Origin of the sequence: Mesorhizobium sp. B2-4-7 (assembly GCF_006442685.1) — a bacterium.
Classification (GTDB): domain Bacteria; phylum Pseudomonadota; class Alphaproteobacteria; order Rhizobiales; family Rhizobiaceae; genus Mesorhizobium.
The window spans coordinates 152,732-178,553 of record NZ_VFVH01000004.1 but is presented as its reverse complement, the minus strand read 5'-3'; the positions used below and the strand labels follow the sequence as shown (position 1 = coordinate 178,553).

25 protein-coding genes are annotated in these 25,822 nt (G+C 63.5%); 17 read left to right on the top strand and 8 right to left on the bottom strand.

Going from position 1 to position 25,822, the window contains the following annotated elements; translation table 11 throughout:
• The first annotated feature begins 171 nt into the window (after positions 1 to 171).
• The 4 genes from lnt to FJ946_RS14065 all read left to right on the top strand — a co-directional run bounded on the left by lnt (position 172) and on the right by FJ946_RS14065 (position 4,487).
• Positions 172 to 1,764: an apolipoprotein N-acyltransferase gene (gene lnt / locus FJ946_RS14080; protein ID WP_140496802.1), complete on the top strand. Its 1,593-nt coding sequence runs from the start codon at positions 172 to 174 to the stop codon at positions 1,762 to 1,764.
• Between the two features lie 139 nt (positions 1,765 to 1,903).
• A complete protein-coding gene (locus FJ946_RS14075; protein WP_140496800.1) occupies positions 1,904 to 2,323 on the top strand; it encodes a helix-turn-helix transcriptional regulator in 420 nt (139 codons plus the stop codon).
• Positions 2,324 to 2,492: 169 nt separating this feature from the next.
• Positions 2,493 to 3,758: a methionine adenosyltransferase gene (gene metK, locus FJ946_RS14070; protein WP_140496798.1), complete on the top strand. Its 1,266-nt coding sequence runs from the start codon at positions 2,493 to 2,495 to the stop codon at positions 3,756 to 3,758.
• A 27-nt stretch (positions 3,759 to 3,785) separates the two neighbouring features.
• Positions 3,786 to 4,487: a tRNA (guanosine(46)-N(7))-methyltransferase TrmB gene (locus tag FJ946_RS14065; RefSeq protein ID WP_140523870.1), complete on the top strand. Its 702-nt coding sequence runs from the start codon at positions 3,786 to 3,788 to the stop codon at positions 4,485 to 4,487.
• Positions 4,488 to 4,600: 113 nt separating this feature from the next.
• Here the strand turns inward: FJ946_RS14065 and FJ946_RS14060 are convergent, their stop codons facing one another.
• Entirely contained in the window at positions 4,601 to 4,765 is a 165-nt protein-coding gene (locus FJ946_RS14060) for a hypothetical protein (protein WP_140496794.1), read from the bottom strand.
• A gap of 294 nt (positions 4,766 to 5,059) precedes the next feature.
• On the opposite strand from FJ946_RS14060, the gene rimP reads away from it, so the two are divergent.
• From rimP to FJ946_RS14010, 10 genes are all read left to right on the top strand, one after another.
• Entirely contained in the window at positions 5,060 to 5,707 is a 648-nt protein-coding gene (rimP, locus tag FJ946_RS14055; protein WP_140564854.1) for a ribosome maturation factor RimP, read from the top strand.
• Positions 5,708 to 5,756: 49 nt separating this feature from the next.
• Positions 5,757 to 7,352, top strand: a complete 1,596-nt coding sequence (gene nusA, locus FJ946_RS14050) for a transcription termination factor NusA (RefSeq protein WP_140496790.1) — start codon at positions 5,757 to 5,759, stop codon at positions 7,350 to 7,352.
• Positions 7,353 to 7,390: 38 nt separating this feature from the next.
• Entirely contained in the window at positions 7,391 to 8,041 is a 651-nt protein-coding gene (locus FJ946_RS14045) for an RNA-binding protein (protein ID WP_140497289.1), read from the top strand.
• Entirely contained in the window at positions 8,038 to 10,611 is a 2,574-nt protein-coding gene (gene infB, locus FJ946_RS14040) for a translation initiation factor IF-2 (protein ID WP_140564852.1), read from the top strand. The genes FJ946_RS14045 and infB overlap by 4 nt, the downstream gene beginning before the upstream one ends.
• A 114-nt stretch (positions 10,612 to 10,725) precedes the next feature.
• Positions 10,726 to 11,139: a 30S ribosome-binding factor RbfA gene (gene rbfA / locus FJ946_RS14035; protein WP_140564850.1), complete on the top strand. Its 414-nt coding sequence runs from the start codon at positions 10,726 to 10,728 to the stop codon at positions 11,137 to 11,139.
• Complete coding sequence (gene truB / locus FJ946_RS14030) at positions 11,139 to 12,110, top strand: tRNA pseudouridine(55) synthase TruB (protein ID WP_140523878.1); 972 nt, start codon at positions 11,139 to 11,141, stop codon at positions 12,108 to 12,110. The genes rbfA and truB overlap by 1 nt, the downstream gene beginning before the upstream one ends.
• A gap of 44 nt (positions 12,111 to 12,154) precedes the next feature.
• On the top strand, positions 12,155 to 13,249 hold the full coding sequence (gene corA, locus FJ946_RS14025) for a magnesium/cobalt transporter CorA (RefSeq protein ID WP_140513174.1): 1,095 nt from the start codon (positions 12,155 to 12,157) through the stop codon (positions 13,247 to 13,249).
• A 139-nt stretch (positions 13,250 to 13,388) separates the two neighbouring features.
• Complete coding sequence (gene rpsO / locus FJ946_RS14020; protein ID WP_281405124.1) at positions 13,389 to 13,700, top strand: 30S ribosomal protein S15; 312 nt, start codon at positions 13,389 to 13,391, stop codon at positions 13,698 to 13,700.
• Between the two features lie 413 nt (positions 13,701 to 14,113).
• The gene (pnp, locus tag FJ946_RS14015; RefSeq protein ID WP_140564849.1) at positions 14,114 to 16,261 is read left to right on the top strand and encodes a polyribonucleotide nucleotidyltransferase; all 2,148 of its coding nucleotides are present in this window, start codon (positions 14,114 to 14,116) and stop codon (positions 16,259 to 16,261) included.
• A 69-nt stretch (positions 16,262 to 16,330) separates the two neighbouring features.
• Positions 16,331 to 17,350 carry a class I SAM-dependent methyltransferase gene (locus FJ946_RS14010; RefSeq protein WP_140564847.1) on the top strand — a complete coding sequence of 340 codons (1,020 nt, stop codon included), beginning with the start codon at positions 16,331 to 16,333 and terminating at the stop codon, positions 17,348 to 17,350.
• Positions 17,351 to 17,368: 18 nt separating this feature from the next.
• Here FJ946_RS14010 and FJ946_RS14005 read toward each other — a convergent pair whose 3' ends face one another.
• The 4 genes from FJ946_RS14005 to fabA all read right to left on the bottom strand — a co-directional run bounded on the left by FJ946_RS14005 (position 17,369) and on the right by fabA (position 21,672).
• Positions 17,369 to 18,913 (bottom strand): bifunctional diguanylate cyclase/phosphodiesterase, encoded by a 1,545-nt coding sequence (locus FJ946_RS14005; RefSeq protein ID WP_140564845.1) that lies wholly within the window; start codon positions 18,911 to 18,913, stop codon positions 17,369 to 17,371.
• A 126-nt stretch (positions 18,914 to 19,039) separates the two neighbouring features.
• Entirely contained in the window at positions 19,040 to 19,852 is an 813-nt protein-coding gene (gene fabI, locus FJ946_RS14000) for an enoyl-ACP reductase FabI (RefSeq protein ID WP_140496772.1), read from the bottom strand.
• Between the two features lie 31 nt (positions 19,853 to 19,883).
• A complete protein-coding gene (fabB, locus tag FJ946_RS13995) occupies positions 19,884 to 21,104 on the bottom strand; it encodes a beta-ketoacyl-ACP synthase I (RefSeq protein ID WP_140496770.1) in 1,221 nt (406 codons plus the stop codon).
• 49 nt (positions 21,105 to 21,153) lie between these two features.
• Complete coding sequence (fabA, locus tag FJ946_RS13990; RefSeq protein ID WP_140496768.1) at positions 21,154 to 21,672, bottom strand: 3-hydroxyacyl-[acyl-carrier-protein] dehydratase FabA; 519 nt, start codon at positions 21,670 to 21,672, stop codon at positions 21,154 to 21,156.
• Positions 21,673 to 21,914: 242 nt separating this feature from the next.
• On the opposite strand from fabA, the gene irrA reads away from it, so the two are divergent.
• Positions 21,915 to 22,346: an iron response transcriptional regulator IrrA gene (gene irrA / locus FJ946_RS13985; RefSeq protein WP_181165297.1), complete on the top strand. Its 432-nt coding sequence runs from the start codon at positions 21,915 to 21,917 to the stop codon at positions 22,344 to 22,346.
• Positions 22,347 to 22,395: 49 nt separating this feature from the next.
• A complete protein-coding gene (locus FJ946_RS13980) occupies positions 22,396 to 22,755 on the top strand; it encodes a DUF4260 domain-containing protein (RefSeq protein ID WP_140496764.1) in 360 nt (119 codons plus the stop codon).
• A gap of 44 nt (positions 22,756 to 22,799) precedes the next feature.
• Here FJ946_RS13980 and FJ946_RS13975 read toward each other — a convergent pair whose 3' ends face one another.
• On the bottom strand, positions 22,800 to 23,360 hold the full coding sequence (locus FJ946_RS13975) for an SH3 domain-containing protein (protein ID WP_140496762.1): 561 nt from the start codon (positions 23,358 to 23,360) through the stop codon (positions 22,800 to 22,802).
• 148 nt (positions 23,361 to 23,508) lie between these two features.
• Between FJ946_RS13975 and FJ946_RS13970 the strand changes: the two genes are divergently transcribed.
• A complete protein-coding gene (locus FJ946_RS13970) occupies positions 23,509 to 24,510 on the top strand; it encodes a D-glycerate dehydrogenase (protein WP_140496760.1) in 1,002 nt (333 codons plus the stop codon).
• 30 nt (positions 24,511 to 24,540) lie between these two features.
• Here FJ946_RS13970 and FJ946_RS13965 read toward each other — a convergent pair whose 3' ends face one another.
• Positions 24,541 to 25,029 (bottom strand): GNAT family N-acetyltransferase, encoded by a 489-nt coding sequence (locus tag FJ946_RS13965; protein ID WP_224680784.1) that lies wholly within the window; start codon positions 25,027 to 25,029, stop codon positions 24,541 to 24,543.
• 2 nt (positions 25,030 to 25,031) lie between these two features.
• Positions 25,032 to 25,790: a molybdopterin-synthase adenylyltransferase MoeB gene (locus tag FJ946_RS13960; protein WP_140560889.1), complete on the bottom strand. Its 759-nt coding sequence runs from the start codon at positions 25,788 to 25,790 to the stop codon at positions 25,032 to 25,034.
• Between the last annotated feature and the right edge of the window lie 32 nt (positions 25,791 to 25,822).

The window sequence follows — 25,822 nt, the reverse complement described above, 5'->3', positions numbered from 1 at the left end:
GGGAGGAGGACATGCACAAAAACAAAGACCTAAGGCGCGTCGTCTGATCAGTTCAAACGCGATGCGCTCCAGCAGTGGTGAGTGGGTTTCACGGCAGACCACCCGAAGTTTGGAGCGCAGGCCGCGGCCTGATAAATCTGCTGCCGTGATTCGCACGACTCGGAACAATGCATGAACCGCCTGGCCGGCCGGATAATTCTGTTTTGGGGTTGGCGGCGTGCGCTCGTGGCGTTCCTCGCGGGCGCCCTGGCGGTGCTCGGCCAGGCGCCGTACGATTTCTTTGCCGCTTGTTTCATTTCGTTTCCGCTGCTGGTCTGGCTGCTCGACGGGGCGACCGGTGAGGCCTCGGGCAGCCTGTTTGCGCGGCTGCGGCCGGCCTTTGCCGTCGGCTGGTGGTTCGGCTTCGGCTATTTCCTCGCCGGCCTGTGGTGGATCGGCTCGGCCCTGCTTGTAGAGGCCGACAGTTTCGCCTGGGCGCTGCCCTTCGCGGTGGTCGGCATCCCCTTTGCATTGGCCTTCTTCTACGGCTTTGCGGCCATGGTCGCCCGGCTCCTGTGGAGCAACGACATCGGCCGCATCGCGGCCCTGGCCGCCGCCTTCGGGCTGGCCGAGTGGCTGCGCGGCTTCCTGTTCACCGGCTTTCCCTGGAACGCGATCGGCTACGCGGCGATGCCGGTGCCCCTGCTGATGCAGAGCGTCTCGGTCACCGGGATGGTCGGCATGAACGTGCTCGCCGTGTTCGTCTTCTCGCTGCCGGCGCTGCTGGCGGCGCGCACGCATCTTCGTCTTGGCGTCGCGCTGCTTGTCGTGCTCGTCGCCGCTCATGCCGGCTTCGGCTATCTCAGGCTCAACGCTCCGGCCGCGCCTGAGGCCCGCACGATCGATGTGCGCATCGTCCAGCCGGCCGTCGACCTTTCGGAAAAGTGGGACGCCTCGGTGCGCGACCGTATCTTCGCCACCTTGATAGGCCTGTCGGCCAAGGCGCCGGACCCCGGCCATGAAAAGCCGCAACTGATCCTGTGGCCCGAAACCTCGGTCCCGTTCCTCCTCACCGAGCGGCCGGACGCTTTGACCGCACTGGGCGACATGCTGGACGCCGGCCAGATGCTGATCGCCGGCGTCGTGCGCGAGGAAGGCGGTGCGGCGGCCGGTGCCGGCAGCCGCTACTACAACTCCGTGGTGGCGATCAACGACAAGGGCGAAATCGCTGACGCCGTCGACAAGGTCCATCTGGTGCCGTTCGGCGAATACCTGCCTTTCGCCGACCTGCTCGATCGTTTCGGCATCGAACAACTGGTCGCTGGCCCGGTGACCTTCACGGCAGGCAATGAGCGGCATGCGATCACGCTGCCGGACGGCGTCCGCGCCTTGCCCTTTATCTGCTACGAAGTGATCTTTCCCGAACTGGTAGCGGTTGACGCAACGTCAGCGCAGCTTATTGTCAACGTTACCAACGATGCGTGGTTCGGCGATACGCCGGGTCCCTATCAGCATTTCAGGCAGGCTCAGATTCGCGCGGTGGAGAACGGGTTGCCCTTGTTGCGCGCGGCCAACAACGGCATCTCGGCGGTTGTCGACCCACGGGGGCGCATCGTCGATGCGCTGGCGATCGACGCGCGCGGGGCCATCGACGTCCGTGTGCCAATCTCGCGGCAAGCTGTCGTGTCCGCCGGCCAGCTGCGCATTAACGGAATGCTGATCATGTTGCTGTTTGCCCTGGCTGCCGTCCTGTTCAATGTAAGGCAAAGGCTACGGGTGAATTGACAGTCGACACATTAGAAACTCATACTGTAACGCCTGAAAATTTCTCGAAGCCGGTGGATCGTTCTGTTGGGGCAGTCGCCTCCGGCTTTGTTTGGGTAGGAAAAAAATCACAAAGCCGAAAAAATTCGGCGAGGAAAAAATGACAGAAGATAACAAGAAGAAACCGAATCCGATCGACATCCATGTTGGAAGTCGCATCCGGCTTCGCCGCAATATGTTGGGAATGAGCCAGGAAAAACTAGGCGAGAACCTCGGCATCACATTTCAGCAGATACAGAAATATGAAAAGGGCACCAACCGGGTCGGCGCAAGCCGCCTGCAGGCGATAGCATCCATACTCGGCGTGCCTGTCGCCTTCTTTTTCGAGGATGCGCCGGGCCAGGAGAGCCCGGCCGGCCGCGGTTTCGCGGAGGATGCTTCGATGGCTTTCGCCGTGGAATTCTGCGGCAGCCCGGAGGGCCTTCAACTCAACCGGGCCTTCGTCAAGATCGCCGACGTCAAGGTGCGTCGCAGGATCATAGACCTGGTGAAGTCGCTGGCGTCCGAAGATTCCGACTGATCCGCAACAGGACTCGACCGGCGGCATTTCGGCCGCTGGTGGTACAAAATATCGACATCGACATTCATGCCAGAAGGGCGGCACCGCTTGACGAGCGGCGCTTCGCCCCGCTAACACGTGGCGCGCCAAATCGGCAGCCTGCCGATCGTTTTTTCAAGAGGGGACACCCGTGACGCGGCAGAACTACTTCTTTACCTCGGAATCCGTTGCCGAGGGCCATCCCGACAAAGTTTGTGACCGGATATCCGACGAGATCGTCGACCTGGTCTACCGTGAGGCCAAGAAGACGGGCATGGACCCGTGGAAAGTCCGCGTCGCCTGCGAGACGCTGGCGACCACCAACCGCGTCGTCATCGCCGGCGAGGTGCGCGTTCCCGAGACGCTGCTGAAGAAGGACAAGGAAGGCAACATCCTGAGGGATGCCGCCGGCCATCCGGTCGTCAACCCGGCGAAGTTCAAGTCGGTCGCCCGCAAGGCGATCCGCGAGATCGGCTATGAGCAGGCCGGCTTCCACTGGAAAAAGGCCAAGATCGACGTTCTGTTGCATGGCCAGTCGCCCGACATCGGCCAAGGCGTCGACAATGCCTCCGACCGCCAGGGCGAGGAGGGTGCCGGCGACCAGGGCATCATGTTTGGCTATGCCTGCCGCGAGACGCCGGACCTGATGCCGGCGCCGATCTACTACAGCCACAAGATCCTCGAACTTCTGGCCGCCGCCCGCCACCAGAACAACGGCGATGCAGGCAAGCTCGGGCCGGACGCCAAGAGCCAGGTCACCGTCCGCTATATCGACGGCAAGGCCGCCGAAGCGACGCAGATCGTGCTGTCGACCCAGCACCTCGATGCGAGCTGGGATTCCAAGAAGGTGCGCAAGGTCGTCGAGCCCTATATCCGCGAGGCATTGGGTGACCTCAAGATCGCCGACGATTGCATGTGGTACATCAATCCGACCGGCAAGTTCGTTATCGGCGGGCCTGATGGCGACGCCGGGCTGACCGGCCGCAAGATCATCGTCGACACCTATGGCGGCGCCGCACCCCATGGCGGCGGCGCTTTCTCGGGCAAGGACACCACCAAGGTCGACCGTTCGGCCGCTTATGCGGCGCGCTACCTGGCCAAGAACGTTGTGGCGGCGAAACTTGCCGACCGCTGCACCATCCAGCTTTCCTACGCCATCGGCGTCGCCCAGCCCTTGTCGGTCTATGTCGACCTGCACGGCACCGGTAAGGTCGACGAGGCAAGGCTCGAGGAGGCGCTGCGCACTGTGATGGACCTGTCGCCGTCCGGCATCCGCCGCCACCTCGACCTTAACAAGCCGATCTACGCCAAGACCTCGTCCTACGGTCATTTCGGTCGCAAGGCCGGCCGCGACGGATCTTTTTCCTGGGAAAAGACCGATCTCGCCAAGGCGCTCAAGGATGCTGTCGCTGCCTGAGGGCGGCGACAGGACCTTGATCAGCCGATGAGTTCCGGGGACAGGCCAAGCCGCGCGACAGAAGCCTTCTTCGGCCGTCGGCGCGGAAAGCCGGTTCGCCCGCAGCAGGCGGCGGCGCTGGAAAGCGGCCTCGACACCTATCGGATCGATCTGACGACCGAGGCGCCGTCGGATCTGCGGGCTCTGTTCGAAGCCGATGTTTCCGCCGTTCGCCTCGAAATCGGCTTTGGCGGCGGCGAGCATCTCCTGCATCGCGCGACCGAAGCGCCGATGACCGGCTTTATCGGTGTCGAGCCCTTCGTCAACGGCATGGCCAAGATGATGATGGCGGTGCGGGAAAAGCCGCTGGCCAACCTCAGGGTCTACGACGACGACGCCACGCGGCTGCTCGACTGGCTGCCGCAGGCCTCGCTCGATGGCATCGACCTGCTCTATCCCGATCCGTGGCCGAAGAAGAAGCACTGGAAGCGCCGTTTCGTCAGCCCGGTCAATCTCGAGCGTTTCGCACGCGTTGTGAAGCGTGGCGGCGAATTCCGTTTCGCTTCCGACATCGACACCTATGTGAACTGGACACTGCTGCATTGCCGCGCGCATGGCGGTTTCGCCTGGCAGGCTTCAGAGGCCGTCGACTGGCATCGCCCCTACGATGGCTGGCCAGGCACCCGCTACGAGGCGAAAGCCGTCCGCGAGGGCAGGCGGCCGGCCTATCTTACCTTCATCAGGACCTAGGCATCAGGTCCCAGGCATCGGGATTTGGGCATCAGGATCTGGGCCCTTCGTGAGGGAGAGATCTTCAATTGTTGCGGGGACACAGAAATCGAATGTCGCCCGTTGGCCGGAGTTCAGAAACGGCCGATCTTGTCGAAAGCCGTCGGATCCATGCCGAGGCTGCGCAGATCCTGGGCGCGCGGCTTGCGGCCGGCTTCCACCGCCCGCGACGCGGCTACGGCGCTGCCGAATGTGGTGAAGAGATCGCCTATGGCGGAAAAAACCTTGCGGCTGTTCATTGTCATGTCCTTTCGCGTGCGGTGACGCGCTATCGCTGTCGTTTTGTGCAATGCAACATAGATAGGAGCGCGGCTTGAGGACCAACAAGGGCCGTTGCCGCATGGATGGCATGCACCTGGCGCAACCCCAATGCGCCAGGACATTCGCGCAGTTGGGACGGCGGGCTTGAAACACCGGGGCGGATCGTTTATATCAGCCTCAAATTCTTGGTCGGTATGACGAAGAGTGGGTCCACCCGGTCCCGCTCTTTTTTATTACCTGCCGACGGCTAGAGAATGATCGACAGGAATCGAATGACGTCAACGGCAAGCGAGAGCGACGATCGCATCATCCGCGAAAGCGGCATCGATGCGCGCATCGCGCTGATCGTCCAGCCGGTGCTGCGCGGCATCGGCTTTCGCCTTGTACGCGTGCATCTGTCCGGCCAGAACGGGCTGACGCTGCAGATCATGGCTGAGCGCGAGGACGGCACCATGACGGTCGAGGATTGCGAAGAGGTGAGCCGTGCGGTGTCGCCGGCGCTCGACGTCGACGATCCCATCGAGAAGGCGTATCATCTCGAAGTCTCATCGCCCGGCATTGACCGGCCGCTGGTGCGCAAATCGGATTTCTCGACCTGGACCGGTCATCTGGTGAAGATGGAAACATCGGTCGTTGTCGCGGATCGCAAGCGCTTCAAGGGCAAGATCGCCGAAGCCGGTGAGAACGATGTGCTGATCGAGCGCGACAAGGCGGCCTACGGTGAGGAGCCGACAGTGCGCGTGCCCTACGACGCCGTTGCCGAAGCCCGGCTGATCCTGACCGACGACCTCATCCGTGATGCGTTGTCGAAGGACAACAGGGCGCGCAAGGAAGCCAAGAAACGCCGCGGCGAACCGGACGACGACGTACCGGAGGGTACGGAACCGGGCGCTACGGAAGAACACGAACAGGAAAGTTGATTGAGCTGCCAGGCCCCAGGGGCCGGCAAACAGGCTCGGGAGAAAAAACATGGTTGTAAGCGCCAACAGACTTGAACTGCTGCAGATTGCCGATGCGGTCGCGCGTGAAAAGTCGATCGACAAGTCGATCGTCATCGCCGCCATGGCTGATGCGATCCAGAAGGCGGCACGCTCGCGTTATGGCCAGGAGACCAACATCCGCGCCGACATCAACCCCAACACCGGTGAGATGAAGCTGCAGCGGCTGATGGAAGTGGTCGAGAAGGTCGACGACTATGCCACGCAGATCGCCATTTCCTCGGCGCGCGAGCGCAATCCCGACGCCCAGCTCGGCGACTTCATCGCCGAACAGCTGCCGCCGATGGATTTCGGCCGCATCGCCGCCCAGTCGGCCAAGCAGGTCATCGTGCAGAAGGTGCGCGAGGCCGAGCGCGACCGCCAGTATGACGAATACAAGGACCGCATCGGCGAGATCGTCAACGGAACCGTCAAGCGCGTCGAATACGGCAATGTCATCGTCGATCTCGGCCGTGGCGAAGCGATCATCCGCCGCGACGAGCTGATCCCGCGCGAAAACTACAAATATGGCGATCGCGTCCGCGCCTATGTCTACGACGTGCGCCGTGAGCAGCGCGGCCCGCAGATCTTCCTGTCGCGCACCCATCCGCAGTTCATGGCCAAGCTCTTCACCATGGAAGTGCCGGAGATCTATGACGGCATTATCGAGATCAAGTCGGTCGCCCGCGATCCCGGTTCGCGCGCCAAGATCGCCGTCATCTCGCGCGACAGCTCGATCGATCCGGTCGGCGCCTGCGTCGGCATGCGCGGCAGCCGCGTCCAGGCGGTCGTCGCCGAATTGCAGGGCGAGAAGATCGACATCATTCCGTGGTCGCCCTCGGCCGCATCCTTCATCGTCAATGCGTTGCAGCCGGCGGAAGTCGCCAAGGTCGTGCTCGACGAAGACGCCGAGCGCATCGAAGTGGTGGTGCCGGACGACCAGCTGTCGCTGGCCATCGGCCGCCGCGGCCAGAATGTGCGCCTCGCTTCGCAGCTCACCGGCTGGGATATCGACATCCTGACCGAGGCCGAGGAATCCGAGCGCCGCCAGAAGGAATTCGTCGAGCGCTCGGCGCTGTTCATGGAAGCTCTCGACGTCGACGAGATGGTCGGCCAGGTGCTCGCCTCCGAAGGCTTCACCAGTGTCGAGGAAGTCGCCTATGTCGATGCCGGCGAAATCGCCTCGATCGACGGCTTCGATGAGGATACCGCCTCGGAGATCCAGACCCGGGCCCGCGAATATCTGGAGAAGATTGAAGCCGAGCACGACGAAAAGCGCAAGGCGCTGGGCGTCAAGGACGAGCTGCGCGAAATCCCCGGCATCACCACCGCCATGATGGTGACGCTCGGCGAGGACGGCGTGAAGACGATCGAGGATTTCGCCGGCTATGCCGCCGACGACCTCACGGGCTGGAAGGAACGCAAGGACGGCGAGACCAAGGTGTATCCGGGCGTGCTGGCCGATCATGGCGTTTCGCGCGCCGATGCCGAGCAGATGGTGCTCGCGGCCCGTCTCAAGGCCGGCTGGATTTCCGAAGACGAGCTTGCAGCCGAAGAAGCGCCGGCTGACGAAGCCGTTGGTGCGTGAGGTGAAACCGCATCGCACAGAAACCGCCCTTGGACGAGATGAACGATCGCACCTGCATCGTCACCCGCAAGCAGGCCGAACCGGATGAACTGATCCGGTTCGTCGTCGGCCCGGATTCGGCCGTCGTTCCGGATCTCAAGAGAAATCTGCCCGGCCGTGGTTGCTGGGTGAGCGCCGACCGCCTACATATCGACAAGGCGGCGGCCAAGAACCTTTTTAGCCGCGCCTTTAAGGCACAGGTGGTCGTGCCGCCCGATCTCGGCGGCATGGTCGATGGGCTGCTTTCCAGATCCGCCCTTGGCATGCTGGGTCTCGCTCGCAAGGCAGGGGCGATCGCGCTGGGCGCCACCAAGGTGGAGAGCGCGGTGCGCGGTGGATTGGCGCTTTTCGTGCTCCACGCGACCGAAGCCTCAGACGATGGCGTGCGCAAGATCAGCCAGGCGCGGCGGGCGACCGTCCATATTGGCGGCCCCTCCATCCTCGCCTACAAACTTTTCTCCGAGGCCGAGTTGAGCTTGGCATTGGGGGGTACAAATGTGATACATGCTGCCGTCCTCGCGGGAGACGCGGGTAAGGCGGTCCAGAAGCGCATGGTTGCGCTCGACCGATATCGGGGCGGTACCCCGGACGATCTGGCAATGCTTGCGGCCGTTGCTGACGAAGATGAGGCCGCAGAGGATATGGAATGAGCGATACGAAATCGGGCGACGACAAGACGTTGAGTGTTACGCCGAAGAAGACCTTGACGCTGAAGCGCCCCGGCATGGAACAGGGCACCGTGCGCCAGAACTTCTCGCACGGCCGCACCAAGTCGGTCGTGGTCGAGACCAAGAAGCGCAAATTCTCGCTGCCCGGCGACAAGCCGGAGCCGGCGGTGGCGGCACCCGTGTTCACCCCGAAGCCGGTGGTCGCGGCGGCTCCCGTCGTGCAGGAGGCACCCAAGGCGCCGCCTCCACCTCCGCCGGCACCGGTCGAGCGCAGCGGCATGGTGTTGAACGAACTGTCGCGCAGCGAAATGGAAGCGCGCCGCAGGGCGCTCGAAGGCTCCAAGGCGCGCGAGGTCGAGGACCGCCAGCGCGCCGTCGAGGAAGCCAAGCGCCGCGCCGAGGATGAGGAGCGCCGCAAGCGCGAGCGCGAGGAATCCGCACGCCGCCAGGCCGAGGAAGAAGCGCGGTTGCAGGCCGAGGCCGAATCCCGCCGCCGCGCCGAGGAAGAGGCGCGTCGCCGCGCGCCGCAGGCCGCCGAACTGGCGACCGCCGACGAGGAAGAAGAGGTCAAGCCGAAGCGGACTGGCGCCGGTGCGCCGGTGCGCCGTCTGGTGACGCCCGAAGTGGCGCGTCCGGCCAAGCCGACCAAGGGCGAGGAAGACCGCCGTCGCGGCAAGCTGACTTTGAACTCCGCGCTTTCCGACGAGGATGCGCGGGCCCGTTCGCTGTCGTCGATGCGCCGCCGCCAGGAAAAGTTCAAGCGCGCGATGCACAATGAGCCGCGCGAGAAGGTTATGCGCGAAGTGATCCTGCCCGAAACCATCACTATCCAGGAACTGGCGCAGCGCATGTCCGAGCGCGCCGTCGATGTGGTCAAGTTCTTCATGAAGCAGGGCCAGATCCTGAAGCCGGGCGACGTCATCGACGCCGACACGGCGGAACTGGTCGCCACCGAATTCGGCCACACGGTCCGCCGCGTCGCCGAGTCCGACATCGAGGAAGGCCTGTTCAACATCGCCGACCGTCCGGAAGACCTGGTGTCGCGGCCGCCTGTCGTGACCGTCATGGGGCATGTCGACCACGGCAAGACCTCGCTGCTCGACGCGATCCGCAACGCCAATGTCGTCTCCGGCGAGGCCGGTGGCATCACCCAGCATATCGGCGCCTATCAGGTCGAGAAGAACGGTCAGAAGATCACCTTCATCGACACGCCCGGCCACGCCGCCTTCACGGCCATGCGCGCCCGCGGCGCCCAGGCCACCGACATTGCCATCCTGGTGGTGGCGGCCGACGACAGCGTGATGCCGCAGACGATCGAATCGATCAGCCATGCCAAGGCGGCTGGCGTTCCGATCATCGTGGCGATCAACAAGATCGACAAGCATGACGCCGATCCGCAGAAAGTGCGCTCCGAGCTGTTGCGCCACGAAGTGTTCGTGGAATCGATGGGCGGCGAGGTGCTGGACGTCGAAGTGTCGGCGACCAAGGGCACCAATCTCGACAAGCTGCTCGAAGCGATCCTGCTGCAGGCCGAAATCCTCGACCTCAAGGCCAATCCGGACCGCACCGCCGAGGGCGTCGTCATCGAGGCGCAGCTCGACAAGGGCCGTGGCCCCGTCGCCACCGTGCTGGTGCAGACCGGCACGCTGATGCCGGGCGACATCCTTGTCGCCGGCAATGAATGGGGCCGGGTGCGCGCGCTGGTTGACGATCGCGGCGAACACGTCAAGGAAGCGCCGCCGGCTATGCCGGTCGAGGTGCTCGGCCTCCAGGGCACGCCGCAGGCCGGCGACCGCTTCGCCGTGGTCAACAACGAGGCCCGCGCCCGCGAGATCACCGAGTACCGCCAGCGTCTGGCCCGCGAGAAGGCGGTTGCCCGTCATGCCGGCCAGCGCGGTTCGCTCGAACAGATGATGTCGCAGCTGCAGACGAGCGGACTGAAGGAGTTCCCGCTGGTCATCAAGGGTGACGTGCAGGGTTCGATCGAGGCGATCAACGCAGCGCTCGACAAGCTTGGCACCGACGAGGTGCGTGCGCGCATCGTCCATGCCGGCGCCGGCGCCATCACCGAAAGCGACGTGTCGCTGGCGGAGACGTCGGGTGCGGCGATCATCGGCTTCAACGTCCGCGCCAATGTGCAGGCACGCGCCGCGGCGGCGGCCGCTGGCATCGAGATCCGCTATTACTCGATCATCTACAACCTCGTTGATGACGTGAAGGCGGCTCTGTCGGGTATGCTCTCGCCGGAGCGTCGCGAGACCTTCATCGGCAATGCGCAGATCCTCGAGATATTCGACATCACCAAGGTCGGCAAGATCGCCGGCTGCCGTGTCACCGAAGGCAAGGTCGAGCGTGGCGCGGGCGTGCGCCTGATCCGCGACAACGTCGTCATCCACGAAGGCACGCTGAAGACGCTGAAGCGCTTCAAGGACGAGGTTTCGGAAGTCCCGGGCGGCCAGGAATGCGGCATGGCCTTCCAGAACTACGAGGACATGCGCGTCGGCGACATCATCGAGTGCTTCCGCGTCGAGATGGTAACCCGCACGCTCTGAGTTCGTGTGACGTCCGTCATGCCAGGCGGTGGCCGAGAGGCCGCCGCCTGGCAAACATTTGAGACATGAGGCACGGTCCTATCCCGCGCCCCACGCTTTCAGGATCGAGAAAAAATGCCCCGTTCGACCACATCAGGCCCATCCCAGCGCATGCTGCGCGTCGGCGAGCAGGTGCGCCATGCGCTGTCCGAAACCTTGCAGCGCGGCGAGATCATCGATCCGCTGGTCGAGAATGCCGTGGTTTCGGTGTCGGAAGTGCGCATGTCGCCCGACCTCAAGATCGCAACCGCCTTCATCTCGCCGCTCGGCGCCACGGACGCCGGCGCCGTGGTCGAGGCACTCAACAAGCATGCCAAGTTCGTCCGCGGCCGTGTCTCCGGCGCGCTGCGGCAGATGAAGTACATGCCCGAGTTTCGCTTCCGGCTCGACACCTCCTTCGACAATTTCGCCAGGATCAACGATCTCCTGAAATCGCCGGAAGTGGCGCGCGATCTGGATGCGGACGACGACGATAAGGACAGCGAATAATGGCGCGCCGCGGCAAGAAGAAGGGCCGGCCGGTCTCGGGCTGGGTGGTGCTGGACAAGCCGGTCGGCATGGGCTCGACGGAGGCCGTCTCCAAGATCAAGTGGCTGTTCCAGGCGGAGAAGGCCGGCCACGCCGGCACGCTCGATCCGCTCGCTTCCGGTATGCTGCCGATCGCGCTCGGCGAAGCCACCAAGACCGTGCCCTACGTCCAGGACGGCGCCAAGATCTACCGCTTCACCGTGGCCTGGGGGCAGGAGCGCTCGACCGACGACCTCGAAGGTCCGGTGACGAGGGACTCCGACCGGCGCCCCGTGGAGGCCGAAGTGCAGGCGCTGCTGCCGAAATACACCGGCGTCATCATGCAGACGCCGCCGCAATTCTCGGCCATCAAGATCGCGGGCGAACGCGCCTATGATCTCGCCCGCGACGGCGAGACGGTCGACATTCCCGCGCGCGAGATCGAAATCGGCCGCCTCGACATCGTCGAGCACGGGGCCGATCACACGGTTTTCGAGGTCGAATGCGGCAAGGGTACCTATGTGCGCTCGCTGGCCCGCGACATGGGCCGCGATCTCGGCTGCTTCGGCCATATTTCTGAACTGCGCCGGATCGAGGTCGAGCCGTTCACCGCCGAGGATTTCGTCACCGTCGCCGAACTGGAGGCGGCGCGCTTCGGCGAGCAGGGTCATGGCACGCAGCAACCGTCCCCCGATTCGATAGAAGCGCCGATCGATTTTGCCGCGATCGACGCGCTGCTTGTCGACACCTCGGCGGCACTCGACTGCCTGCCGCAGATAGCCATCAGCGACGATGCGGCGACGAAGATCCGCCTCGGCAATCCCGTCATCATCCGCGGCCGCGACGCGCCGGTGGAGGCCGAGGAAGCCTGCGCGACCGCGCGCGGCAAGCTGGTGGCCATCGGCGCCATCGAGCAGGGCATGTTCAAGCCCAAACGGGTCTTTGCCGGGTGAGGGCCCTCGTCTAATCTCTATGCGATATCTATCCGAGGGGCCGCATGGCAAAGGTTGAGGCGATCAAGACGCGGGCGCCGCTCAGGGCCAGGCGGCCGCCGGTCGGTGCATCGCCCGGAACGCTGATCGCCGATCCCGCGGCGCGACGCTCGGAACTGCGGCTCACCCTGATCTCGCCGCAAAAGTCCAAAACGATCGACAATGCCAGCATCGACGACGTCAATGCCAATTGCGAAAAGTGGCCGGTCATCTGGCTGGACTGCACCGGCCTGGCCAATATCGAGCTGATCAAGGAGATCGGCCGCATCTTCAGCCTGCATCCGCTGGCGCTGGAGGACGTCGTCAACACGGGCCAGCGGCCGAAGGTGGATTTCTACGAAGACCATGCTTTCGTGGTCGTGCGGATGATCGACGACGTCGCCTCGCACCGCTACGAGCAGATCGCCGTTTTCCTTGGCAAGAATTTCGTCGTCACCTTCCAGGAGCGCGAAGGCGATCCGTTCGATCCGGTGCGCAAGCGCATCGAAAGCTCGGCGCCGAACCGGCTGCGCGCCCGTGGCGCCGACTATCTCGCCTATGCGCTGATCGACGCCATCGTCGATAGCTACTTTCCGCCGATCGAGGCGGCCGGCGAACTCGTCGACAGCATCGAGGACCAGATGCTGCACGCACCGCACAAGCATCAGATGCAGCAGCTTCATGGATTGCGGCACGACGCCAATGTGCTGAAGGGGGTGCTGTGGCCGGTGCGCGATGCGCTAGCGACGCTGATCCGCAACGACGTGTCCTATGTGAAGGCCGAAACCAAGGTCTTCCTGAACGATACGCTCGACCACGCGCTGCGGCTGATCGAGCTGGTCGAGAACCAGCGCGACATGCTGACCGGCCTGATCGAGATGCATCTGTCGCTGAGCCAGGCACGCACCAACGACGTCATTTCCTATCTGACGATCGTCTCGGTCATCTTCATGCCGCTCACGTTTCTGGTCGGCGTCTGGGGCATGAATTTCGATCCGGAGACGTCGCCTTGGAACATGCCTGAGCTGAAGGCCTATTACGGCTATCCCTTGTCGCTGCTGTTCATGGCCGTGGTCGCGGTTGGGCTGATTGCCTTCTTCAAATGGAAAAAATGGCTTTGACAGGGATAACTTGCCGTTTTGGCGTGAAAAGCCGGCTTCGTGAATTGGGCTGGTGTTTTCTTGGGAATTGCACTATATGCGCCGCAGCTTAGCGCTATGACGCTCTGCTTGCACCGGCCCCTGCTGGACGACATCCCGGCTGAGGGCGACCCGTTTCCTCGAACAGATAAGGAAAAACACGATGTCGATTACTGCCGAGCGCAAACAGGAATTGATGACTGAATTCGCAACCGCCAAGGGCGACACCGGGTCTCCGGAAGTTCAGGTAGCCATCCTTTCCGAGCGCATCAAGAACCTGACCGACCATTTCAAGGACCACAAGAAGGATAACCATTCCCGCCGTGGTCTGCTCGCTCTCGTCTCCCAGCGCCGAAGCCTGCTTGATTATCTCAAGCGCAAGGACGACACGCGCTACCAGACGCTGATCGAGAAGCTCGGCCTGCGCCGTTGACGAATTGACCGGCGGGCCTCACAAGGGCCCGCCGGTCGCGCATTTGAGCACCGGACCAATCCGATCTCGAATGCAGGTACTGGAGCGCCGCGCACCCATCCGGATGCCGGACGGACGCTCCAACAAGTTGAGTTTGCGCGTGACGCATTCCACAAGCCGCTGCTTGTGGGGTCATGCGCAGGGCCAGTCGGATCGATTGGCCAAATCCGGTTTCGAGCGTGCAGAGGGCCCCCTCGAAGCCACCCCATGGACGGTCATGGGGCAGGATTGCAGGACGCTCGCGCGGCCATCCGGCCGACATGGATCGAGCTTCCCGTTGTCTTGCCCGTGGCTGCCCGAGAAAGGAAGCCAGGGGAAAGGGCACCCGCGCACGCTGAAACGGCGCGGCCCTTTCCTCATATGAAGGACAAGACATGTTCAATCACCACAAAGTGGAAATCGAATGGGGCGGTCGCCCGCTCATCCTCGAAACCGGCAAGATCGCGCGCCAGGCCGACGGCGCCGTGCTCGCCACCTACGGCGAGACCAAGGTTCTCGCCACGGTCGTTTCGATGAAGGAGCCCAAGCCGGGCCTCGACTTCTTTCCGCTGACCGTCAACTACCAGGAAAAGACCTACGCCGCCGGCAAGATCCCGGGCGGCTATTTCAAGCGTGAAGGTCGTCCGAGCGAAAAGGAAACGCTGGTTTCGCGCCTCATCGACCGCCCGATCCGCCCACTCTTTGCCGACGGCTACAAGAACGACACGCAGATCGTCGTCACCGTCGTCCAGCATGATCTCGAGAACGATCCGGACATCCTGTCGATCGTCGCCACCTCGGCGGCCCTGACCCTGTCGGGCGTGCCCTTCATGGGCCCGATCGGCGGCGCCCGCGTCGGCTACATCAACGGCGAATACGTGCTCAACCCGCATGTCGACGAGATGCAGGAATCCAAGCTCGACCTGATCGTCGCCGGCACCGCCGACGCCGTGCTGATGGTCGAGTCCGAAGCCAAGGAGCTCGGCGAAGACCTGATGCTCGGCGCGGTCATGTTCGGCCATCGCGGTTTCCAGCCGGTGATCGACGCGATCATCAAGCTGGCCGAAGTCGCCGCCAAGGACCCGCGCGACTTCACCGCGCCGGACTATTCCGCCCTCGAAGCCGAGATGCTGAAGATCGTCGGCGACGAGCTACGCGACGCCTACAAGATCACCGACAAGCAGAAGCGCTATGCCGCCGTGGACGCCGTCAAGGCCAAGGTCAAGGCGGCCTTCGCTCCGGCCGAAGGCGAAGAGCCGAAATATTCCTCCGAGCAGATCGGCAGCGTGTTCAAGGAGCTCCAGGCCAAGGTCGTGCGCTGGAACATTCTCGACACTGGTTCGCGCATTGACGGCCGTGACCTGAAGACCGTGCGCAAGATCGTATCCGAGGTCGGCGTCCTGCCGCGCACCCACGGTTCGGCGCTGTTCACCCGCGGCGAGACCCAGGCGCTGGTCGTCGCCACGCTGGGCACCGGCGAGGACGAGCAGTATGTCGATTCGCTGACCGGCATGTACAAGGAGAAGTTCCTCCTCCACTACAACTTCCCTCCCTATTCCGTCGGCGAGACCGGCCGCATGGGCTCGCCCGGCCGCCGCGAGATCGGCCACGGCAAGCTCGCCTGGCGCGCCATCCGCCCGATGCTGCCGACCGCCGACCAGTTCCCCTACACGCTGCGCGTCGTCTCGGAGATCACCGAGTCCAACGGCTCATCGTCGATGGCAACCGTCTGCGGCACCTCGCTGGCGCTGATGGACGCCGGCGTGCCGCTGGCCAAGCCGGTCGCCGGTATCGCCATGGGCCTGATCAAGGAAGGTGAGCGCTTCGCCGTGCTCTCCGACATCCTGGGCGACGAGGATCACCTCGGCGACATGGATTTCAAGGTCGCCGGCACCGCCAACGGTATCACCTCCTTGCAGATGGATATCAAGATCGAGGGCATCACCGAGGAGATCATGAAGATCGCTCTCGACCAGGCCAAGGACGGTCGCCAGCATATTCTCGGCGAAATGGGCCACGCGCTGTCCGGCGCGCGCGCCGAGCTCGGCGAGTTCGCACCGCGCATCGAGGTCATGCACATCCCGACCGACAAGATCCGCGACGTGATCGGTTCCGGTGGCAAGGTCATCCGCGAGATCGTCGAGAAGACCGGCGCCAAGATCAACATCGAGGATGACGGCACGGTCAAGATCGCTTCGGCGAACGCCAAGGAGATCGAGGCGGCGAAGAAGTGGATCCACACCATCGTCGCCGAGCCGGAAGTCGGCGAAATCTACGAAGGCACGGTCGTCAAGACCGCCGACTTCGGCGCTTTCGTCAACTTCTTCGGCCCGCGTGACGGCCTCGTCCACATCTCGCAGCTTGCCAACGACCGGGTCGCCAAGACTTCGGACGTCGTCAAGGAAGGCGACAAGGTTTGGGTCAAGCTGATGGGCTTCGATGAGCGCGGCAAGGTCCGCCTGTCGATGAAGGTCGTCGACCAGACCACCGGCAAGGAAATCGTTCGCGACAAGAAGGCTGAGAGCGAAGAAAACGCCGCCTGAACGGCCTGACCGAAAAATCGAAGCGGGCGCGGCTCATGTCGCGCCCGCTTTCGTTTATGGAGCAAAGGCATGTCTGCCGAACCGCTGAAGACACTTTTCCATCCATTCGAGGCCGAGGCGGTCGCTTTGCCAGGCAAGGGCGAACGGGTGCTTTTTCTAGGGGCCGAATCCGGCTTGCGGACACCGCAGGACTTCGACGCCGAGCTGCACGTGGTGCAAGGCTTTCGGCCGCATTTTCGCGCGCTGCAAGCCGCGGGCTTCACTGTCACCCCGCAAACGCAAGGCGATGGCTTTGACGCCGCGCTGGTGCTCGCGGGCCGCCATCGCGGCCAGAACGAGCTGCGCATCGCGGATGCGCTGGAGCGCGTCGCTGAGGGCGGATTGATCGTCATTGCCGGCGGCAAGGATGATGGCATCGCCAGCCTGCGCAAGCGCATGGACGAGCTTGTGCCGCTCGAAGGCCATCTGCCCAAATATCACGGCATCGCCTTCTGGCTTCGCCGGCCGGCCGGGACGGAGACGGCAGCAGCGCTGCGTGCCGCCAATCCCGCCGGGCTGGTCGACGGCCGCTTCAGCACGGCGCCCGGCATGTTTTCCTTCGATCGTGTCGATGCCGGTTCGAAGTTGCTGGCGGACCATCTTCCGGCCGACCTGCGCGGCCATGTCGCCGATTTCTGCGCCGGCTGGGGCTATCTGGCGGCGGAGATGGAAGCGCGTTCGCCCGGCATCTCGGCACTTGATCTCTATGAGGCGGATTTCGCTTCTCTCGAAGCCGCCAAAGCCAATCTTGCCACGGCCAGCCAGTCGGTTGCGAAAGGTTTCTTCTGGACGGACCTGCAGGGGGAGCCGGTCGAGCGTCGCTACGACGCGGTCATCATGAACCCGCCTTTTCATCGCAGCCGCGCGGCCGAACCGGAGATCGGCGCCGGCCTGATCCGGGCAGCGGCAAAGGCGCTGAAGCCGGGAGCACGGCTGTACATGGTGGCGAACCGCCAGTTGCCCTACGAGCCGGCACTGGCCGCCGCCTTCTCCAGCCATGCCGAGCTCGCCCGTGACGGCATGTTCAAGGTTCTTTCCGCGCGTCGCTGACACGCAACGGCGTGACACTCAGTGCAGATTGGCGACGCGCCTCGAATCCTCGATGACATGTCCCTCGCCGGCCATGACCGCAAGCGGCGCCGGCCGGCCGAACAGATAACCTTGCACCACCTCGCAACCGGCTGCCCTGAGCAGTGTCGCCTGGTCCTCTGTCTCGACACCCTCGGCAATGATACTGACGCCGAGTGCTCGCGAGAGGCCGACAATGGTCGATACGACGGCGCCGGAGCTCGAATCCGTATCGATGCGGCTGACGAAGGAGCGGTCGATCTTCAGCTTGCCGAATGAAAAATCGATCAGGTAGCTGAGATTGGAATAGCCGGTGCCGAAATCGTCGACGGCAACCGAGATGCCCATATCGGCAAGCTCTTTCAGGATGGCGGCGGCGCGGTCGCGGTCCTGCATCATGGCCGTCTCGGTGACTTCCAGCTCCAGCCGCGAGGGCTTGATGCCGGTGGTCCGCATCGTGTCGCGCACGAGGCCGATGAAGTCCTTGGTCATGAACTGGACCGGCGAGATGTTGACAGCGACGAAGCAGTCGTCGGGTAAATGGCGGGCGTCGCTGCATGCCTTGCGCAGAACCCATTCGCCGATCGGATTGATCATGCCGGTTTCCTCGGCGATCTGGATGAACTCCAGAGGTGGGATCATGCCGCGTTCTGGATGGTTCCAGCGGATCAGCGCTTCATAGCCGACGATGCGGCCGCTCGGCAGGTCCAGCTGCGGCTGATAGTGAAGGTCGAAATCACCGCGCTGGAATGCGATGTGCAGCTCGGATTCGACCCATTGGCGATGATCGGCGACCCGACCCATCTCGGTATCGAAGACCGACCAGTTGCCGACTCCCCTGGCGCGCGCATTTTGCAGCGCCAAGTTGGAGCGGCGCAGGATGAGGACCGGGTCGACGCCGTCCTTGGGCATCGCCACGATGCCCACCGACAGGCTCACCGATTGCTGGTGGCTGCTGAGCTCATAGGGCTCCATCATCTCGTCGATGAGCCTCTCCACCATAGCTTCCATCGTTCCCTGAATCTGATGATCGGGAAGCAGCACCGCGAACTCGCCGGCGCCGATGCGCCCGATCTGCACGCGCTCGGTTACGCAGGCCTGCAGCCGCTTGGTGAAGGCGCGGATCAGTTCGTCGCCCTGGCTGTAGCCGATCGCGTCGTTGATCTGCTTGAACCGGTCGATGTCGATGTCGATGAGGAACATCGGGGCCCCGGTGCGGCTCGTCGCGCAGGCTGCCTCGGCGATCTTGCCGACCATCGCCGGACGCGCCAGCAATCCGGTCAGCTTGTCGAACTGGGTTTCGTTGAAGACGAAATCAGCCGATTCATCGACGCCGGCGAAGAAAGACATCGCGGCTCCCGCCGCCGCCAATGCGCAAAGGGCAGCCATGATCGCCACCATCACGTCCGCCGGCATGCCGGCAAAGCCGTCGCCAAGCGCGTGCTTCAGCCCCCAGATGCCGAGAATGAAACTGCCAATGCCCGAACTGGCTATGGTGATCAGCCGGAACACCGGTGTGCGGTTCGGGTTGCTGACGGCAGGCATTGAAAGTCCCCAAATTGCGGGACTCTATAGCCGATAGGCCCTTAAAATGAGTTTCCGCGAATGCATCCAATTTTATTGGAAGGGAATTATTTCTTCGCAGGAGAAAAGACTATTTCGCGTAATGGCCTATTCGCTCGCGCGATCCGTCTGCTTCAGCTCCTCGAGCGTCGGCATGGAAACGATATGATAGCCGGAATCGACATAGTGGATTTCGCCGGTGACGCCGGAAGCGAGGTCGGACAGGAGGTAGAGTGCCGAGCCGCCGACCTCGTCGATGGTCACGGTGCGGCGCAGCGGAGAATTGCGCTGCTGGTAAGAGAACATGTGGCGCGCATCGGAAATCCCGGCGCCGGCAAGCGTTCGCACCGGTCCGGCCGATATGCCGTTCACCCTGATGCCGCGCGGGCCGTAATCGTTGGCGAGATAGCGCACGCTGGCCTCGAGGCCGGCCTTGGCGACGCCCATGACGTTATAGTTCGGCATGACGCGCACCGAACCGGCATAGGTCAGGGTGATCATCGATCCGCCATCCTGCATCAGGGCCGCGGCGTGGCGCGCGACCTCGGTGAAGGAATAGCAGGAGATGACCATGGTGCGGATGAAATTGTCGCGGCTGGTGTCGGCGTAGAGGCCCTTGAGCTCATTCTTGTCCGAAAAGCCGATGGCATGGACCACGAAGTCGAGCCCGCCCCAGGCCTTGCCCAAGGTCTCGAAGGTGGCGCGGACCGAGGCGCTGTCCTCGACATCGCAGGGAACCACCAGCGCCGCGCCGAGCTTGTCGGCGAGCGGCTTGACCCGGCGGCCGAAGGCGTCACCCTGGTAGGTGAAGGCAAGTTCGGCCCCATGTTCGGACAGTTTCCGGGCGATGCCCCAGGCGATCGAATGATCGTTGGCGACGCCCATGACAAGCCCGCGCTTGCCCTTCATCAATCCGTCCATGATCGCCAATCCTCGTGGAAAAAACGTGGCCTTATGCGGAATAGCGCTGGAAAACCAGCGTTGCGTTGGTGCCACCAAAGCCGAAGGAATTGGACAAAACGGTGTCGATCCTGGCGTTGTCGATGCGCTTTCGCACCACCGGCATACCCTCGAATTCGGGGTCGAGAGTCTCGATATGGGCGCTTTCGCCGATGAAACCGCCTTGCATCATCAGGATCGAATAGATGGATTCCTGCACGCCGGCCGCGCCCAGCGAATGGCCCGTCAGCGATTTGGTCGAGGTGATGAAGGGCATCTTCTCGCCGAACACCTCGCGGATCGCGCCCATTTCGCGGGAATCCCCCACCGGCGTCGAGGTGCCATGGGTGTTGATGTAGTCGACCGGGGTGGTGACGGTCGCCAGCGCCTGCCGCATGCAGCGGACCGCGCCTTCGCCCGAGGGCGCAACCATGTCGAAGCCGTCCGAGGTGGCGCCGTAGCCGACGATCTCTGCATAGATCTTGGCGCCGCGCGCCTTGGCATGCTCCAGTTCCTCGAGCACCAGCACGCCGGCGCCGCCGGCGATGACGAAGCCGTCGCGATCGACGTCATAGGCGCGGGAAGCGGCAGATGCCCTGTCATTGTACTTCGACGACATGGCGCCCATGGCGTCGAACAGGTCCGACATCGTCCAGTCGAGATCTTCGTGGCCGCCGGCGAACACCATGTCCTGCTTGCCCCACTGGATCAGTTCGTAGCCATTGCCGATGCAATGCGCCGAGGTCGAACAGGCCGACGAGATCGAATAGTTGACGCCGTGGATCTTGAACCAGGTGGCCAGCGTCGCCGACGCGGTCGACGACATCGCCTTCGGCACCGCGAACGGGCCGATGCGCTTGGGGCTGCCGTTCTTGAGCGTGGTTTCGGCCGCCTCGACGATGGTGCGGGTGGAAGGCCCGCCCGAGCCCATGACGATGCCGGTGCGCTCATTGGTGATGTCGCTCTCGCCAAGGCCGGCATCGGCGATCGCCTGGTCCATGGCGACATGGTTCCAGGCCGCTCCCTGGCTCAGGAAGCGCATTGCGCGCCGATCGATCATGGCGCTGGGATCGAGCGTCGGCGCGCCCCAGACCTGGCAGCGGAAGCCGTGCTCGGCGAAGGAGTCGGAGAAGCTGATGCCGGATTTGGCGTCATGCAGCGAGGCTTGCACCTCGTTGGCATTGTTGCCGATCGACGACACGATGCCGAGGCCTGTGACTACGACACGTCTCATTCGCAACTCCTTCCAGGAATGCTGGCCACGAGGTCGGCCAGGGCGACGGTCAAGCGACCGCCGACTGCTTGGACAGACCGACTTTCAGGTCCGTTGCCGCGTATATGGGTTCGCCGTCCGCCTTTAGCCAACCATCGGCGATGCCCAGCACCAGCCGGCCACGCATCACACGTTTGAATTCCACGCCATACTCGACCTTTTTAACCGAGGGCGTGACCATTCCCTTGAACTTGACCTCGCCGGTCGACAGCGCCATGCCTTTGCCGGGTTCGCCCAGCCAGCCGAGATAAAAACCCGTCAGCTGCCACAGGGCATCGAGGCCCAGGCATCCAGGCATGATGGGATTGCCGATGAAATGGCAGGCAAAGAACCACAGGTCCGGCTTGATGTCGAATTCGGCGCGGATGAAGCCCTTGTCGAAAGCCCCGCCCGTTTCGCTGATCTCGGTGATGCGGTCAAACATCAGCATCGGCGGGTAAGGCAACTGGGCATTGCCCGGTCCGAACAGCTCGCCGCGGGCGCAGGCCAGCAATTCTTCGTAGTCGTAGCTGGATTTCGAACCCGCCATCAATCTCGTTCCCATATGTCCCGGGCGCCGGCGCCCCCTTGTCGTTGGTGTCCTAACACAATCTGTTTCAGGCCGGAAACCGGCGTTTGCGCTTAACCCGCCAGTCTTGCCGGGTCAATGCGCGCTATTGATCGCATCCGGACGACAGAATATATGTCGAAAGGGGTCCGGTTTCGGCAGACATCCATTTTTTTGCCATTCTGGACGTGTCTTGAGGCGGAACTGTGAGCTTGGACGACCAGATGGACCGGGGCTGCCGGAAGGAAAATGTCGCTGTGGACAAGCGGGTTCGTGAAGCCGGCCTGAGGCCGACACGGCAGCGCATTGCGCTTGCCGACCTGCTTTTCGCCAAGGGCGACCGCCATCTGTCGGCCGAGGAACTGCACGAGGAGGCCGTCGCCGCCGGCGTGCCGGTGTCGCTGGCCACCGTCTACAACGCCCTTCACCAATTCACCCAGGCGGGACTCCTGCGCATTCTGGCTGTCGAGGGCGCCAAAACCTATTTCGACACCAACACCTCCGATCATCACCATTTCTATATCGAAGGCGAAAACCGGATTTTCGACATCGCCAATGGTCCGGTCACCGTCACCAACCTACCGGAACCACCCGAGGGGATGGAGATCGCCAATGTCGACATCGTGGTGAGACTGCGCCCCAAACGCGCCGAATGACCGACGGTCAGGCACGTATGCACGGCCGGGCACGTATGAACGGCCGGGAATGAAACCCCTCGATCTGGCTGTCCGGCTGGAATGGGCCGCTGTCGCGGTGTCCGCTATCGTCTTTTATGCACTCGCCGGTGCGTCCTGGCGGTTGTTCGCCTTGTTGATCCTGGCGCCTGATCTGTCCATGTTCGGCTATCTCGCCGGGCCGCGCGTCGGCGCCGCCTGCTACAATGCCTTCCACATCTTGGTCCCACCGGTGTTTTTGGTGCTTGCCGGCAGCCTGTTCGGCAATGCAGCCGCTCTAGCGGTTGCATTGATCTGGATCGCCCACATCGCTATCGATCGCGCGCTGGGTTACGGCTTGAAGCTGTCGAGCAGCTTTCAGGATACCCATCTCGGCCGCATCGGCCGCTAAACGGTCCGGCCTGCGGTTCAAACGAGTCGCGGCAAGGCCAAAAATCAGTCCTTGACCCGTTCGCCGGGATAGGCGCCCCAGACGACGGATTGGGCGAGCCAGCCGGTGTGGCCATCGAGCGTCATTTCGCACCACTGGCCGTCGCAGGATTTGATCGTGCCCATGACGCCCGGCTCGACGATCGCCACCACGCTGGCGTCCTTTTCGGGGCTCCTGAGGAGATTGATCTGGGCGCCCTTGCCGCGCTGCCACGGCGCCACGATCGCCGTGCGCCGGCCCGAAAGCAGCGACTGGTTGATCCAACCTTCCGAACCGTCGGCGTCGCGCACGCGGCGCCATGTGTCGAATTCCTGGATGATCTCCATCGGCAGGCCTGCCTTCAGATACATCCAGTCGACCGAGTAGTTGGCGCCCGGCCCGACACGCGAATTGACGCGGCCGGATTTCAGGCTGACGAATCGTGGCAGCGGCAGGCCGCTCGGCCCGAGCGTGACGACGCTCTGGGCGGGGGCTGCTGCACCTTGCGCGCACAGTTGGGGTGAATAGAGCAGAGCGCCGAGAAATGCTGCGCTGAGGGTCAGGCGAAGCGACGCGAAACCAGACACTTTCGTTCCTTTCGGCGCTGGCCTGCCGGCCCCGGCGCCCCTTTTTCTTTGTCTTCGGCGGCACCGCTTGGTACATGGGTAAATCGGCTACCGCGACCGGCTTCCAGTTTCGCCGGTCTTGGTTAAAGAGGTCTCAACGAGGGAAACAATGGCAGGCAAAAAGAAGCCTCTCGTGGTCATCACGCGAAAACTGCCCGACCCTGTCGAGACCCGCATGCGCGAGCTGTTCGACGCAAGGCTGAACGTCGAGGACAGGCCGATGACGCAACCGGAACTGGTCGCGGCGGTCAAGGAGGCCGACGTGCTGGTGCCGACGGTGACCGACCGCATCGACGCGGCATTGATCGCCCAGGCCGGCGAAAACCTCAAGCTGATCGCCAATTTCGGCAATGGCGTCGACAAGATCGACGTGGCGGCCGCGGCCAAGAAAGGCATCACCGTAACCAACACGCCCAACGTGCTGACCGAGGATACGGCCGACATGACGATGGCGCTGATGCTGGCGGTGCCGCGCCGGCTGGCGGAGGGCGCCAATGTACTCACCGGCGACAAGAAATGGGCCGGCTGGTCGCCGACATGGATGCTTGGCCGGCGCATCTGGGGCAAACGGCTCGGCATTGTCGGCATGGGGCGTATCGGCACCGCCGTTGCCAGGCGTGCCAAGGCTTTCGGCCTCTCCATCCACTATCACAACCGCCATCGCGTGCTGCAGGCGGTCGAGGACGGGCTGGAGGCGACCTATTGGGAAAGCCTCGATCAGATGCTGGCCCGCATGGACATCATCTCGGTCAACTGCCCCTCGACGCCGGCGACCTTCCATCTGCTTTCGGCGCGGCGGCTGGCGCTGCTCCAGCCCACCGCCTATATCGTCAACACCGCGCGCGGTGACATCATCGACGAGGAGGCGCTGGTCAAGCTGATTCAGGATGGCAGGATCGCTGGCGCCGGACTCGACGTCTACGAGCACGAGCCCGCATTGAACGGAAAACTGCTCAAGCTCGCGACCAAGGGCAAGGTCGTGCTTTTGCCGCATATGGGGTCGGCGACGCTCGAGGGCCGCATCGACATGGGCGAGAAGGTGATCATCAACATCCGCGCCTTCGTCGACGGCCACCGCCCGCCGGATCGCGTGCTGCCGCTCAGGACCTGAGCGGCTTCGCAACATAATGTAAGTGGAAACTTACGAAACAGTCTTGCGCATGGTGACCGAAGTCGGTCGCGCATAACCTTCATGCGCCGTTCTCACGGTCTCGCGAAAACCGAGCCGGGCAAAGGCTGCCTGGTTCCCAGCCAGCTCGATTCGCGTCTGCAGCTCGATTGCGGCCTTGCCGCGGCTGCGGGCAAAATCCTGGACGGCTTGCATCAACAACCTGCCGATGCCCTGGCCCTGACAGTCCGGCGTGACGGCGAGCTTGCCGACATAGAGGTGGTCGGTTCGTTCCAGGGCGAAGATGCAGCCGACGATCCTGTTGCCGCTGAGCGCCAGCATGCCGGTCTCGCGGCGGGCTTTGTCGCGCAAGGTTTCCGCGGTGAGCAGGTGCGCCGAGGACGGCGGGTCGATGATGCCGTCCATGAAGGCGAATGCGCGCAGGATCAGGGCGAGCACTTCGTTCCAGCGGTCGAAATCGGCCGGAATCCGGGTGATGGCGATATCGGCAGTGCGCGTCAACGTCAGTTTCGTCTCTTGTAGCGGATGGTCTCGAAACGCGCGGCCAGCGCGTCATAGAGCAGCAGTCGTCCGATCAGCGGCTCGCCAATGCCGGTGATCAGCTTGATGGCTTCCATCGCCTGCAACGTGCCAATCACCCCAGTCAGCACGCCAAGCACCCCGGCCTCGGCACAGGACGGCACCAGACCCGGCGGTGGGGCCTCCGGGAAGAGGTCGCGGTAGCCGGGGTTGGAGGTGCCGTCCCTATCGGCTTGGAACGGCATCAGCACGGTCACGGAGCCATCGAAACGGCCCACGGCGGCGTGCACCAGCGGCTTTCCCTCCGCCGCGCAGGCATCGGCCACGACATAGCGCGTCTCGAAATTGTCGGACCCGTCGACGACCACGTCGTAACGGGCGACGAGGGCTTGGGCATTGTCCGCGGTCAGGCGCAATGTGTGGATTTCGACAGCGGTGTTGGGATTGATGCGGGCGATTGCCGCCTTGGCGCTGTGGGTTTTCAGCATGCCGACAGTGTCCGTGCCGTGAATCACCTGCCGCTGCAGGTTGGAGAGCGAAACCGTGTCGTCGTCGATCACGCCGAGCGTGCCGACGCCGGCTGCGGCAAGATATTCAAGCACTGGTGCGCCCAATCCGCCGGCGCCGATGACCAGCACCCGCGCGCGCTTCAGGCGCTGCTGGCCGGCGCCGCCAATTTCGGGCAGCACGATGTGGCGGGCATAGCGTTCGAGTTCTTCGTCGGTGAGGGCGGTGGCGATCATGGCTCGACCATATAGCGGGAGAAAAACCTTGT

What these genes read in the sequence shown, in the direction of transcription:
- lnt (WP_140496802.1), top strand. Translation starts at nt 172, where the DNA reads ATGAACCGCCTGGCCGGCCGGATAATTCTGTTTTGGGGTTGGCGGCGT.
- FJ946_RS14075 (WP_140496800.1), top strand. Translation starts at nt 1,904, where the DNA reads ATGACAGAAGATAACAAGAAGAAACCGAATCCGATCGACATCCATGTT.
- FJ946_RS14065 (WP_140523870.1), top strand. Translation starts at nt 3,786, where the DNA reads ATGAGTTCCGGGGACAGGCCAAGCCGCGCGACAGAAGCCTTCTTCGGC.
- FJ946_RS14060 (WP_140496794.1), bottom strand. Translation starts at nt 4,765, where the DNA reads ATGAACAGCCGCAAGGTTTTTTCCGCCATAGGCGATCTCTTCACCACA.
- rimP (WP_140564854.1), top strand. Translation starts at nt 5,060, where the DNA reads ATGACGTCAACGGCAAGCGAGAGCGACGATCGCATCATCCGCGAAAGC.
- nusA (WP_140496790.1), top strand. Translation starts at nt 5,757, where the DNA reads ATGGTTGTAAGCGCCAACAGACTTGAACTGCTGCAGATTGCCGATGCG.
- FJ946_RS14045 (WP_140497289.1), top strand. Translation starts at nt 7,391, where the DNA reads ATGAACGATCGCACCTGCATCGTCACCCGCAAGCAGGCCGAACCGGAT.
- infB (WP_140564852.1), top strand. Translation starts at nt 8,038, where the DNA reads ATGAGCGATACGAAATCGGGCGACGACAAGACGTTGAGTGTTACGCCG.
- rbfA (WP_140564850.1), top strand. Translation starts at nt 10,726, where the DNA reads ATGCCCCGTTCGACCACATCAGGCCCATCCCAGCGCATGCTGCGCGTC.
- truB (WP_140523878.1), top strand. Translation starts at nt 11,139, where the DNA reads ATGGCGCGCCGCGGCAAGAAGAAGGGCCGGCCGGTCTCGGGCTGGGTG.
- corA (WP_140513174.1), top strand. Translation starts at nt 12,155, where the DNA reads ATGGCAAAGGTTGAGGCGATCAAGACGCGGGCGCCGCTCAGGGCCAGG.
- pnp (WP_140564849.1), top strand. Translation starts at nt 14,114, where the DNA reads ATGTTCAATCACCACAAAGTGGAAATCGAATGGGGCGGTCGCCCGCTC.
- FJ946_RS14010 (WP_140564847.1), top strand. Translation starts at nt 16,331, where the DNA reads ATGTCTGCCGAACCGCTGAAGACACTTTTCCATCCATTCGAGGCCGAG.
- FJ946_RS14005 (WP_140564845.1), bottom strand. Translation starts at nt 18,913, where the DNA reads ATGCCTGCCGTCAGCAACCCGAACCGCACACCGGTGTTCCGGCTGATC.
- fabI (WP_140496772.1), bottom strand. Translation starts at nt 19,852, where the DNA reads ATGGACGGATTGATGAAGGGCAAGCGCGGGCTTGTCATGGGCGTCGCC.
- fabB (WP_140496770.1), bottom strand. Translation starts at nt 21,104, where the DNA reads ATGAGACGTGTCGTAGTCACAGGCCTCGGCATCGTGTCGTCGATCGGC.
- fabA (WP_140496768.1), bottom strand. Translation starts at nt 21,672, where the DNA reads ATGGCGGGTTCGAAATCCAGCTACGACTACGAAGAATTGCTGGCCTGC.
- irrA (WP_181165297.1), top strand. Translation starts at nt 21,915, where the DNA reads ATGGACCGGGGCTGCCGGAAGGAAAATGTCGCTGTGGACAAGCGGGTT.
- FJ946_RS13980 (WP_140496764.1), top strand. Translation starts at nt 22,396, where the DNA reads ATGAAACCCCTCGATCTGGCTGTCCGGCTGGAATGGGCCGCTGTCGCG.
- FJ946_RS13970 (WP_140496760.1), top strand. Translation starts at nt 23,509, where the DNA reads ATGGCAGGCAAAAAGAAGCCTCTCGTGGTCATCACGCGAAAACTGCCC.
- FJ946_RS13960 (WP_140560889.1), bottom strand. Translation starts at nt 25,790, where the DNA reads ATGATCGCCACCGCCCTCACCGACGAAGAACTCGAACGCTATGCCCGC.